Below are 13,605 nucleotides of genomic sequence, written 5' to 3' on the forward strand. Positions count from 1 at the left end.
ACCCTTGCCGTGCTTTGCAGCTACGAGCGAGCACATCTGAGCTGTTGCATTGTGTCTTGCCGAGCCCCACTTGTCGTAGAACTTATATCCGTCGCCTGAGAGATTGCCAAGCTCGGGAGCGTGTGACCAGTCGCCTGTGATAGATCCGAGGAGTACGCCTGCACCAAGTGAAACATTCTCCCAGTTCATTACCCAGTAACCAAGAGGACCATTCTTAAGGTCATTGAGATATCCTTCGTCCTTTGTTGCGAGGTAGAGCCAGCCTGCAGCCCATGCGAGCTCGTCAGCTGATCCGCTCTCGCCGCTTCCGTAGAACTCACAAGAGTAAGTTGCCGGATTCTGTTTGGAGAAGTCGTAAAGTGCCTTAGCGTAAGTAAGATCATCAGGGTTGCCGAAGTTTACATAGTTAGCTGCAAGAGCTGCCGCATATTCAGCAGTTACGTTTGCAGCACCGCCCGTGGACCAGAGCATACGGCCTCTGTCACCCTGAGTCTCAGGTGCTCCCCAGTACTGGTGATCCGTATTGCCTTCGCCTTTTTCAATAAGAACTTTTGAAACGCTATTTCCGTTGAGAACTGTAGCGTCACGGAAGAACTTGGCGAACTTGTCTGTTATAACCTTGAGGTGAGCGGTTTGTCCGGTTGCATCGAAAGCGTCCTTGAATTCGTAGTAGGCCCAGCCGAGAGTAGCTGCTGTGTAGCCCTGAGGCTGACCGAACATTACATGGTCACCAGCGTCGTGGAATCCGCCAGGGACCTCGTCATCTGTGTGGCAATTGCCTCTCCATGAGAGAGCACAATCGGAATTGTTACCGCACATATTGGCATCATAGAAATAGAGGGAATACTGAAGGAGTTTTGCGTAGTTGTCGCCATCTGCTGCATTTGCCGATAGAGAGGGGGTCACTGCTGCAAGAGGGGAAACAAATGCGGTAGCAGCAACTGCGCTGCTGATGATGGCTGATTTGAGCTTTTTTAGTTTTATCATGTTATCACTCTTCTTTCAAAATATTTGCCTATAACATGCTTAGTTTACATTATACAGTGTTTGGCTTAAAAACGAGTTACAAAACAGTTACAAAACGATTACTATATGGTTAATTGTGATATTTTGTTCAGAATTTTGCTATAAAGGACAAAAAAGTGTTATTTTAATTACATATAATTACCAGAATTATATGTAAAAGACTCTAAGGATTGATCAGCATTCCGATGTGAATTCCTATTGAAAGATACCTATAAAAGTGATATAATTAAATTGCTGAATAATATTGATTTGATATGCTTATATCAATGTATTGGATTTATTACGGAGGAGATAAATATGTCAGGAAGATTTTTTGCACTTATGGCAGCTGCTGTTATATCTTTTGCACCTGTTCATAAAACAAGTCATGTTCCGGAGGGCTGGTTCGTATGGCACAGCTACACTGATTACTCAGCTATGGACAGCTGTTTGTATTACATGGAGCCTAATGGAAAAGTAAGAACGATAGATGGGAATTTTGTTCATGCAATGAACGGCAGCTTTGGTATTACTCCGGATAAAGTTGCATTTATGGCAATAGATAAGAAAGCGGACGAATGGGATATTTTCATATATAACGCCGTAGATGGAAGTATTGAAAATATGACTGAACGAAGCGGATTTCGCAATGAAGATCCGAAATGGTCTCCGGACGGAAAAAGTATTGTATTCAAGCGCGGAAAATGGAATAGTACAATTAACGATTTCCAGTATGATCTGGCGCTTTTAGATGTTCAGAACAAAAAGGTTACAATGCTTACAGATGATGTTTCCGAGGAAGCTATGCCTTGCTTTTCTGCTGACGGAAAATCAGTTTATTATGCAGGATATGAGAAGGGTATAGGCTCCATATACCGTATGTATCTGAGCAATGGGAAACGAAGAGTTATTTACAGTGAAAATGGAGTAAATGCCTATTATCCTATTGTTAATGGTAAAGATCTGTATTTTACTAAATGGCTGAGCAGAAACGATCATCATGATCAGTTGATGCATTATGACGGCAGAAAGACTGTAAGACTTTCATTTAATAGATCGGACTGTGATTTCTCAGATATTTGTCCGGTAGGATTCGGCTCATATATCTACAGCAGTACACAGCACGGAGATTATGATCTTTATTATTTTAACGGCAGGGAAGCTGTATTGCTTTCAAAGATCAATTCAGAAAGAAATGAGCTCGGTGCAGATTTCTTTGCTCTGAGTTGATTTTCTTTGCTTGCATAAGTCACTATTTTTTTGCCAATAATAGTCGTTAATTTGAAGATAACGAGTGAAATACATGCATTCTGCTTGAATAAACCGTTTCCGCTATTGGGGCGAAAAATGTGTATCTGAAATGAAATATGAAAAAGTCAATATCCGAAAATAACGAAATATAGGGAAGTGTTGGGACTGCTCCGAATAATGGATTACTACCATCTTATTCTGGCAGTGTGGGGGTGAATTTCTTATGTTCCACAATACAAAAGGCTATAAACAGGCGTTCACGATAGCTAGATGAACGCCTGTTTATTTAACTAAATATCGAAGTGTAAATAAATTGTAAAGACAAAAATAAAGAGTATAACCACCTAAAAAACACCAATAAATGGAAAATATACTGATTAATTCCGGCTGCGAGCCTATGGCGTTGCTTACAACATTCAGAATAGCAAATAAGTTTCAAAAACTTTTTTATCTATATCGCAGGCGAAACTTCCATTGAAAATCATAATATTCTAACTCCATTTGAAACGAAAATGAATTCAGTTATCGCTTCAATAGAAATCATTTTTGATACGTATCAAAAAGTTTTTTCTTGTCATAGTGCACCAAAAAGAGAAAAGTGATTTGTTCCAAATAACAATTTTTATGTTTTACTATCGGTAATAACAAAAAATTCACATTATTCCGTGGATATAATGATATAATTAAGTAAAGCCTATGGCTCGATATGTAATAAGGGGTGATCATATGAGAAAAAACAGGTTGATATCATGCATGGTCTCATTAGCTTTATCAGTCAATATTTCAGTCGGAAGTCTGAGTATTTCACTGCCTGTCAGTGCTGAAAACAACGTTACTGCTGATGAATTGACCGGCATATCCGAAAATGAGTATGTAGGCACGGAACACGCATATGATCCGTTGGCTGAGCTGAAGGCAGCTGAAAAAGAGAAAAAGTTCAGAGAAACAGCCAATATTTCCGAAAATAAGGTTGTTTTCTCGATACTTGATGTGCGTTCGGACAATAAACAGGGGGACTATCTGAACAACAACAGCGACATTTGCTGCAAATATGGACTTTATGGCGTAAGCATGGTTTATGAAACATCTGCTGCGGAGAAAGATACTTATGAAGTCTTTTATGAGGCTTATACTTCGTCAGACGACGTATGGAGCGTTGTGGACAAGCTTACCGAGGACGAAAGCATAGTTTCGGCTGAACCTGTTTTCGTTTGGAAAAAGACTGCCACAGGCGCCCCTGTTGAAGTTTCTGAGGAGGAATTTGACCGTGCAGCTCATTTTAAGCTGCTTTGAAACAGAAAAAGTCTGGAAAAGCCTTAAAAACAGCAGATCTCCGGGCAAGGGCGCGATAGTTGCTGTTATCGACACAGGCGTTGACTATAACCACAAGGATCTTGCCGCAAATATATGGACAAATCCGGGAGAAAAACCGAATAACGGAATTGATGACGACGAAAACGGCTATGTTGACGATGTTCACGGCATAAATGCTATAACAGGTAGCGGCGACCCTATGGACGATCATGGTCACGGAACTCATGTTGCAGGTGCTATCGCCATGACCGCAGGAAACGGCGGCGGTATTGGTCTTGCTTATGGAGCGCAGATCATGTGTATCAAGGCAGGAAGGTCGGATGGAACCTTTGCAAGCTACGATATCGCAAAAGCTGTCAAATACGCCGTAGATAACGGCGCTGATATAATAAATATGTCTTTCGGCGGCGTGGAAAAGTCGCAGGTGGTCGAAGCTGCTCTCAATGAAGCTGCTGAGTCCGCTGTGCTTGTTGCTTCTGCAGGCAATGACGGCCTGCCTACAAGCGAGGCATATTCAAACGGCTACAAGAACTGTATGGACTCATATCCTGCAGGATACAGCTGTGTTATAGGAGTTATGGCCTCGGATAATTATGACCGTCTTGCAAGCTTCTCGAACTGGGATTACTTGTCGGGAAAAGGCTGCGAATATGAAATGACAGCTCCCGGTACTGATATCTACAGTACCCTTCCTGATAACAGATATGCAGTATGGAGCGGAACTTCACTGTCAGCTTCTATGGTTTCGGCAGCAGCAGCTATCATCAGAAGCGAATATCCTAATAAAAGCAAGTATAACGCAAAATATACCACTGGACAGCTCATAAATGCCCCAAAAAGCAGGGCTTCAGCCGAGCCTGCGACCGTAACTGTTCCTGTTTCCACAACCTCTGAAACTGCCACATCTGTCACCACAAGCACCACAACTTACGTAAAATCGGAAGACCCACTGGTAAATGCAGATGTTGACGGCATAGAAGGCATAACAAAGGACGATTTTGCATATATGCTGAAAGGGCTCGTTGGTATAAATGAGCTCAGCGGAAGCATGGGCGATGTGAACTGTGACGGAGCTGCCGATATGTTCGACGCAGTCAGCATACTAAGGCTCTGCAATAACCGTGATTCTCTGAAAGATATCATGGATTCAGCTACTATAAGCAAGGAAATTATATATTTTAACATACCGTCTGTCAATATCGAAGAGGACGGCAGCTGCACAAAATATACCTTTACATATAATTCAAATCTGCCATTCAAGGCTATAACGGGACAGCTCAAGTTCAACGGCAAGCCTTATTCGGGAGAATTTGACGATATAAAGCTTATCGAGTCCTCGAGCGGCGAGATACTTTACGAATTCAATCCTGAAAACGGTAAATTTGCCGCATACTGCGAAAACAACGGCACCAACGGCAGCTTTACCATATCGACATATGAGGGCAAGGACGGTTCCTACGCTATTGACATGAACAGTCTGACCTTCTATGACGAGAACGGCAAGGAGTTCCGCGATTTTGAACTGAGAACCTTCCGTCCTGAACTCACTAAAAAGTCAGTTGAAGCTCAGAACGTTGCGACAGCAGCTGCTGTCGGCAATCCCACGGCTGTGGCTGTATATGATAAAAAGGTGGAGTATCCACGGCTTAACATAATTGACAGCCTTACTGTCCAGCCGCGACCCGACCTGCGGATAATGGACGTTGTAAAGTCGATTCTACCGATATTTCCAAGGTAAACAACGGCGACGGCATAATCCAGCCGGGCGAAACTGTAGGACTCGGAATATCAATTTGGAATAAATGGGGAGCAGCCTCCGACGTTAATGTAAAGATAGAAGCTGTAGGAGCTGACGGCAAGGCTAATCCATACGTTGAGGTGCTGGATAAGACTGTATCTTTCGGCGATATACCGTCGTTCAGCGAAGCTGATAACGGCTTTGCACGCGACAGCGACGGCGTTAAGGGCGTTTCAAAGCCGATACGTATCAAGGTAAATGATAACGCGCCCAATGACGGAAAAATGGAGTTCAAATTGACCGTTACTGCCAAGAATGGATTTGATTTGGAAGATAAAGAGGTCTATACCGTAACTGATGAGTGCTCGTTTATAGTTCAGAATATTCAATATCTCAGAGGCAAGATTAAGAAGGATATTACTCTTGACAGGTCGAGATTTTGGATAATTGATGAAGATGTTACTCTTAGTAGAGATGTAGCTATGAACATAAAGCCGGGAGCACAGGTGAATATTAATGCTACATTAAACGCAGAATCAGGATATTTTTTGTGTAAAGGAACAGAGGATAATCCAATCATATTATCTGGTTCCGGAAATTTGCGTGGAGGCTCAAAATCGAAATTATATTATACTGAAATAAGCGGCATTGGTTTTTCACTTAATTACTGTGACCATTGCAAGTTTAATATAAAAGATCATAGCTATAATAAGAGTATTGATGAAGCTTCAAATTCTGTTTTTAATGGTTCTCCTCCTACAAGCGCAGTAATGATGGTTCATGCTGGAATATTTTGTTTAAAGGCGTATAATTGTTTATTTAACTATGTTGATGCTTGTGTCGACCATGGCAACAACACTTTCACATCTTATGGAGAATATAATAATAATGTTGTAATAGTTAATCCAAGCGAGTATAAGGAAACTATACCATTCTTTCATAACCGAATCAACAATAACGCATTTCTAAATAATTATAATATTACTCCTCCGTCATATCAAAGTATAACATTTAGTTTTAAGGAGATTCAAAATAACGAGCCTGAAAAATACCATGCAGAAGCATGGGATTGTATGAACTTGTGTGGGAATTGCAACTATTACGGAACAGATGATCCTGAATTGATAGGCATTCCAAAAGGTGCTGAAAAAGAATATCCGGGAATAGAAAAATCATATCTTAAACTTGATTCGCCTGAAATTGAAAAAATATATCCATTTATGACAGAAGCATATATTACGGATAATTATGGTGAAAGGCTTGACAATGTCTATTTAAACCAAGAAGTAACACTTCATATATTTTTTAATCGTGATATGGCTCGGGATATTCAGCCTCAAGTTACAATTGGATATCCTTATAGGGTAGATAGATTTAGAAATCCTGATGGAAGTTATTATGAAGTAGGCGAGGCCTCATATACTTATGATAATTATGCTATAAACGGTGACTGGATTTCAGCAAGAGAATGGGCAGGTAGATTTGTATATAACGGCGAAGGAGCATATATCCGCTCCGAGGGCGCGGTAGCAGCCGACGACCGCTGGCTCGTCACTGGAAACGACGGTGGAAGATTTGGCTTCAATGTTGTAAAGCCTGCGACTGTACAGGCTATTACTCTCAAGGGTACGGGCAAATCAGGCGCAAATCAGCTCACATGGTCGCAGGACGAAATGGAAACTCTTGCAGGCTATAACCTGTACCGTTCAATCGATAATGAGTATTTCACAAAGCTTAACAAGACTCTCTTATCAAATGAAGAGTTGCAGTACACTGATACCGAGGTTATTACAGGTCAGAAATATTACTACTATTTTACTGCCGTCGATACGGACTTTAAGGAGTCATCGCATTCAAATACGGTAGAATGTATTCCTCTTGACAGCGCAAAACCACAGATAACGCATACTCCCGTAACCTATTCAGAACCCGAAAAGGCTGTTATTATCAGCGCCAATGTTACCGATAATGTCAAGGTTGATTATGTAACCCTGTATTATAAGTATGCAGATGAAAAGGAATGGAACAAAATAAGCATGAAAAATCCTACGGGCGCAAACTACAAGCATACTTTTTCATCTTATGAAGTCAAAAACGGAGAACTGATGTATTATATTGAAACCTCCGACGGTATCAACAAGTCGTTTTTCGGAACCGAAAAAGAGCCTTGTATCATTGAAATAATGCCTGTTTCACAGACAACCGTTGCAGCATCGACTACCTCGACAACCACAACAACGATGTATAATTCGGGTTATTCGTATACAAGTACCTCAACAAGTATTCCTCAGAAGGAAAATCTTATACTGAACGGAGTAGGCGTTTCAGGCGTTAATATGCTTAACTGGTCGTATAACGGTAATCGGGAGATACTTGGCTATTCATTGTACCGCACAGAAGTAATTAATACTGCTTGGTATAATACGACTGCAAATTACAAGAAGCTCAATGATTATATTATCCCGACAAATGAAACGAAATATACGGACAAAGATGTTCTGCGCGATCACGAGTATTGTTATTACGTTACGGTAGTGTATACGAATTGCAATGAATCAGCACCTTCAAATATAATAAATTGCAGTCCTTATGATACGTTAGATAACGTGTGTCCGACAATAAGCAATGTCCACAATTCAGGTGTTATCCCTGATATAGGCATAACTATCTTTGCCGATATTGCCGATGATTTCGGCGTGAAAAATGCTATACTTTATTATAGGAACAGAGGGGATTACTCCTGGAATACACTGACTATGGAGAATACTACAGATAAAACGTATTCGGCAACAATTCCGCTTTCAAAAATCAGAACAGGTATGATAGAGTATTATATTTACGCTCAGGATTCAAGAAATACGGCGGAATACGGCAGAAGATCAGTGCCTAAATCTTTGAGCATAGTTGTGCCTTTGACTGAAACTACTACCACGACCGTAACTACTACCACGACAACAACAACAACTTCAACTTCTACAACAGTTACATCAACGACTGCTGACGTATCAACTTCGCAAACAACAACTACAACGACTTCTCCGCCTTTGGAACTGCCTATAAATTCGATAGCTGTAAGCAATGGTGAGGAGTACAAGATACCGCTTGACCGCAGTGATGTTTCGTTTGTTTCGGATAATACCGATGTTGCGGTGGTTTCACCCGACGGAACGATAAAAGCTGTTGGAGCTGGTGAAGCTACGATCACAATTACAGACAGCCGGTATAACGTAGTTAAGCTTAAAGTCACTGTAAGTGCGGTGGAGGATTATAAGCTTGGCGATGTGGACAATAACGGAATAATCGACGCAGTCGATGCTTCTGCAGTTCTTGCGTACTATGCGCGTATTTCCACTAATCAGGACGGAGGATTTACCGAAAAGAAAAAGCTTACCGCAGATGTGAACCGTGACGGTATCATAGACGCGGTCGATGCAGCAAAGATACTTGCATACTATGCCTATGCTTCCACAACAACAAGTGAATTGAAGCCGATGGAAGAATTTTTAAAGAAATAGCTGTGTAATATTGCCAACAGCCTGTACATTTGAAAGTACAGGCTGTTGTGTTTTTTACTCTCCATTGTAATGGGGCACTTATATCCCACTTTAATGATATGTGCGCTCTACGAGATAAAATGTATGATATCTGCTGAATACAATATGGGAATTGAACGTTTGCCCAGTGGTAAATTTGAAACAACTGCACTGAGTCTAAAACTTAAAAAAGAAAAGTATTACTTTGAAGCTCTTTTTGAATTGTAAGCATGTACACCAATCCAAAAAATTGAAAAAACAATAATATAGGCAAATATCAAAGAATGTAATTGCTTGAAAAGATAAAATCAGACTCTGGCAGTGTGGGAATTTAGGAAAAGTAAGCTTTTCCTGCCGGGGCACAAGAAAAAGATGGCTGAGATTGAAAGGAAGCATTAAATTGAGTAATTGACTGATTTCGGCAGCGAATATCCAGAGCATACCCTGTTTTACAGGCGTTTATGAAACCGTTCAATTATAAGGAAACTTAAAACCTTTTCCCGAAATATTGACATAAAAAATAAAGAATGATATAATAAATAGGCGTTAAAAATATTATCTTTCTATATTATATCTTTATAATAACTTTTGATATGCTTCAACAATTATTCCTGAAAGTTGATATTAGCCTGTAAAGCCGTCAGAACAGGCTATTGATCATAGATAAATACACCAATTATATTTGCACTTATTACTCCGCTAAAAAACACTTTTTGTTGCTGTAAATGTAATTAGAAAGAGGATTTGATGAAAAAAACAAAAAAAATTCTTGCCTTGTCCGTGGCAGCAGTTATTTTATCAGGCATAACAGCGCCTTATTCCGGGATGAGAGCTGTTAATGCGGCTGATAATACTGCTTCGGAAAACTATGTATTTAGGGCCGGGGAAGTCCTGATAAACGTAAGTGATCTCGGTATCAGCGGTGATATCTGCGAGACATCTGATATTCCCGATATAAGTTCGGGTATAATGAGCTTTCTTGATGACAAAACCGAGATAGTATCACATTCAGATATCTGCGGCAACGTCTTTGAGATCACAGAGGGAGCATACAGCAGTTCGGATTACTGCATAGGAGCTTCAAGGCTCATAGCAAATAAGGAGATAGTTTCAGAGAAAAACATAAGACTGAATGCTGAAACTGTCTCAAGCGGTGAAAGAACTGTTCTTTACTCAAAGAGCGGAGATATTTATGTCAATGCTCTGCGATTTGCTTTCAATGGTATCATCTATGCGCCCAATGGCACGGTATATATCAACAGCCATGATACGGAAATAGTCGGCGCGGTAATAGCAAAGAAGATAGTTATTGAGGGCAGCCATGCAAGCCTTTCTTCAACAGCTGAAACAATGTCAATGCTGAATGACCTTGAGTTTATTCGCAATGACAGGATATCGGAACCTGTTTCGTTCTATAACGGCGAGAACGGAAACATAACGTTCATGTTCAGTGGAGATGATGAGCTGTGCAGCAAATCTGTCTATGCAAGATATGACGGAGGAGGTTTCAGAAAAATCACCGAAACATCTGACAATACTATATATCTTGATACAGGTGCTTTTGCAGAGACTGCCGATTATATGATAGCCGCAACGGACAAGTTCGGCAATAAGATCAGGAGCAGGATATCCACATTCAGAAAAGAAAATGATAGAATAAGCAAAGCGGTCATCGACACTGACGGTGATGAAATACCCGACGCTTATGAGGCAATGCTCGGAACTTACCCCTATTCAGCCGATACTGACGGTGACGGTTTTAACGACGGATATGAGCTGCTTACACTTTATACTGATCCGCTTATTTTTGACAGTGACAGCGACTTTGACGGTGATAAGCTTAATAATTATGCTGAAATGCTCTCAGGTTCAGACCCGTATCTCATTGACAGCGACTTTGACGGCATATACGATAATGCTGATGCTTCTCCCCTTGAACCTCAGGACGGAGCTGAACTGAAAATCATGGATGATATCACTGTTAAGACAGGTAAATTTGATATTGTGCACCGTTTTATAAACGATAACGGCGAGAAATGTGAATCAGTTTATAACTGGCTTACAGATTCCGTCAGAACAAAGTCTGTCGGAAACAAAAGGGTTTATGGCATATTTGACGCTGAACACCGTTGTATCGATATGGTAACGGTGACACCTGACGAGTCTGTAGTCAATGCATATACATATGACGGAGATGATCTCAGTTCCGTTTCGCACAATGGAAACAGGTATGAGTATACCTATGATGAGAACAGAAATCTTACAGGTGTGACCATAAACGGTTATGAGCTCCTTAACAATGAATATTCCGATAATCAGCTGTCTGCTGTTCACAGTGAAGATACCGATGTAGAGTATAGCTATGACAATGACGGACAGATAGTCGGAATTGAATTTGACGGTGAAGAAGCATATGAAGTGGATTATGATGAAAACGGCTCCGTTACTGCGCTGTATGACCACATAAATAATACCACATATGAATACAGCTACGATAAAAATGGCGATAACAGCGTTTTGAGCTCGGTGGAGACAAGCAGCGGATTTGGCTATGAGTATTCCGGAGACGAGAGGTCTCAGAACGTGGTATATAACGACAACGGAACGCAGAAGTCGCAGAATACCGTAATTACAGGGGACGTATTCAATAAAAGCTATAATGCCGATACAGCGCTCATTACAGGCAACAGCAGCGTTAATACAGTGGTTGAAGGCTATGAGCATTTCAATCAGATTATAAGCGTGAATGATAATGAAATCTTATCAGCTCAATGGCAGAATTCCGAATACGGTACCGAAAAGATAGAATTCGGAGACGGGAGAGCTATTGATTATGATTACGACAGAAATGCCAATATTTCTGCAATTAATATCAATGATAAGAACAGGTCGTCCTATGAATATGATGATCTTAACAGGCTTGTCCGCGAAAATAACAGGGCAGCCGGCAGGACATATGTGTATTCCTATGATAAGTACGGAAATATCCTTTATGTTGCTGAATACAGCTTTACGGAAGGGGAGCCCGGAGAGCCCTTAAATATAACTTCATACGGATACAATGATAGTTCATGGAACGATCTTCTTACAGAGTATAACGGGCAGAGCTTCACATATGATATGTCGGGAAAGCCTTTATCATACCGTAGCGGAATGGTTTTCGGCTGGGGAAAATACGGGAAGCTTGAAAGTGTTAAAACCAGTGACAGTGATATCGTTTATACGTATGATATCAACGGCGCCAGAACTTCTAAAACAGTAAACGGAGCAGCAACTTCCTATAACTATGAGGGCGATAAGCTGATCGAGCTCAAGAACGGAAATGACAATATTTGGTTCATATATGACGAGGGCGGCAGCATTATCGGAATGGAACATGGCGATGAGGCTTACTATTTCAGTAAGAATGCTCAGGGAGATATTGAGCGCATTGTTGATAGCAGAGGTACATATGTCTGCGAGTACAGCTATGACGCATTCGGAAATATTGTATCAGTCAGCGGTGACAGTTATATTGCTAAACTCAATCCTTTCCGCTACAGGAGCTATTTCTACGATGAAGAAACAGGCTTTTACTATCTTAATGCAAGGTACTACGATCCTGAGGTGCGCCGTTTTATAAATGCTGATGATGTGCAATATATCGGCGCTAAGGGCTCGGCAGCAAGCTACAACCTTTTTGCATACTGTGAAAATAATCCCGTAATGTACAGCGACCCAGGCGGAAATACTTTTAAATTCAACCGTTATTTAACGATTTCCGGAACTTTTGATAGCAGTCCCGTGTATTCAGCCTCAATATGGAACGGTTTAAGGAAATACAAAGCAAACTGCTATTGCTATGCTCTGAATATGTATGCAAGTGACAGTATATGGGAGCCAAATCAGTATATTGCTGTGAATCCCGGGAATATCAGTGGGGCGGATTTCAATTTGCGTCCGGGAAACAGCTATGCAGAAAAGATAATTAACGCACTGAATGCTGATATTCAGAAAATGAGTGAAGATATCGGCTATGTCAGCAACAAATATCTTGAAGCCTGGAACTGGATATATGCTGATCCTGCCTACGGTTCGGGCTATGATATTGCCCTTGTACTGGACCTCAGTAATGGATATACGGATTATCACTGGTACAGAAAGGACAGTAACGGAAGGTGGTCGCACAAGCCCGGAAATACAGAAGTGCGTGATGTTGACGCTTCTGGAAATCATATCTATGATCCGCAGAACGCAGACAGGGATTACACGAGCACTACAGGTCTGAATTACAGTACCTATGTCGGTACATTCAGGATATATCGCTATGCTGTATGGTGATATATATTATGAAAAAGTGCTCGTTAAGCTAACATATAATTTAATATGAGACAGTTATGTTATTGAGATAAAAGAATACATTTTTATAGGATTGAATGGAGAGGCATGATGAATTATGGCAGGTAAGTATATACAGATTTAAGAAAATTATTTAATAGCAATTAATGGTTAGAACTTATTGTATAAATCTGATACAATATAACATATTGTTGCATGAATTAAGTGCAATAATGCTTGCAAAGTTGATATTCTGCTTTAAACGAGCTTAATACTGCCTTTTGGACAATTGTCGTAATACAATAGAAGCAATTACTTTGGTCGGATTTGTTCGGTTTCATATTTATTTCCGTAAAAAATATTTTTTGAAATATGTTACACTTTACATGAAGAATGCGTTATTATAAAGGGAGAAATTATTTTAATAAAATAAGGCATATGTAACAA

The 13,605-nt window shown here is 40.5% G+C and carries 6 protein-coding genes; 5 read left to right on the top strand and 1 reads right to left on the bottom strand.

Going from position 1 to position 13,605, the window contains the following annotated elements; genetic code table 11:
• A partial coding sequence (locus IKW96_RS13585) for a glycoside hydrolase family 9 protein (protein ID WP_296576016.1) occupies positions 1 to 987 on the bottom strand: 987 nt, incomplete at its 3' end.
• Positions 988 to 1,224: 237 nt separating this feature from the next.
• Between IKW96_RS13585 and IKW96_RS13590 the strand changes: the two genes are divergently transcribed.
• The 5 genes from IKW96_RS13590 (at position 1,225) to IKW96_RS13610 (ending at position 13,161) form a co-directional block, all read left to right on the top strand.
• A complete protein-coding gene (locus IKW96_RS13590; RefSeq protein ID WP_296576018.1) occupies positions 1,225 to 2,235 on the top strand; it encodes a DUF5050 domain-containing protein in 1,011 nt (336 codons plus the stop codon).
• 747 nt (positions 2,236 to 2,982) lie between these two features.
• Positions 2,983 to 3,549: a hypothetical protein gene (locus tag IKW96_RS13595; protein ID WP_296576021.1), complete on the top strand. Its 567-nt coding sequence runs from the start codon at positions 2,983 to 2,985 to the stop codon at positions 3,547 to 3,549.
• On the top strand, positions 3,524 to 5,308 hold the full coding sequence (locus IKW96_RS13600; RefSeq protein ID WP_296576025.1) for a S8 family peptidase: 1,785 nt from the start codon (positions 3,524 to 3,526) through the stop codon (positions 5,306 to 5,308). Before IKW96_RS13595 ends, IKW96_RS13600 begins: the two co-directional genes overlap by 26 nt.
• Before the next feature lie 1,316 nt (positions 5,309 to 6,624).
• Entirely contained in the window at positions 6,625 to 8,823 is a 2,199-nt protein-coding gene (locus IKW96_RS13605) for a dockerin type I domain-containing protein (protein WP_296576028.1), read from the top strand.
• A gap of 765 nt (positions 8,824 to 9,588) precedes the next feature.
• Positions 9,589 to 13,161, top strand: a complete 3,573-nt coding sequence (locus tag IKW96_RS13610) for an RHS repeat-associated core domain-containing protein (protein WP_296576031.1) — start codon at positions 9,589 to 9,591, stop codon at positions 13,159 to 13,161.
• The last annotated feature ends 444 nt before the right edge of the window (positions 13,162 to 13,605 follow it).

The sequence above is a fragment of the Ruminococcus sp. genome, assembly GCF_017549005.1.
In the GTDB taxonomy this organism is placed as follows: domain Bacteria; phylum Bacillota; class Clostridia; order Oscillospirales; family Ruminococcaceae; genus Ruminococcus.

Coding starts and splice junctions, on each gene's coding strand:
- IKW96_RS13595 (WP_296576021.1), top strand. CDS start 2,983: ATGAGAAAAAACAGGTTGATATCATGCATGGTCTCATTAGCTTTATCA.
- IKW96_RS13605 (WP_296576028.1), top strand. CDS start 6,625: ATGGCTCGGGATATTCAGCCTCAAGTTACAATTGGATATCCTTATAGG.
- IKW96_RS13610 (WP_296576031.1), top strand. CDS start 9,589: ATGAAAAAAACAAAAAAAATTCTTGCCTTGTCCGTGGCAGCAGTTATT.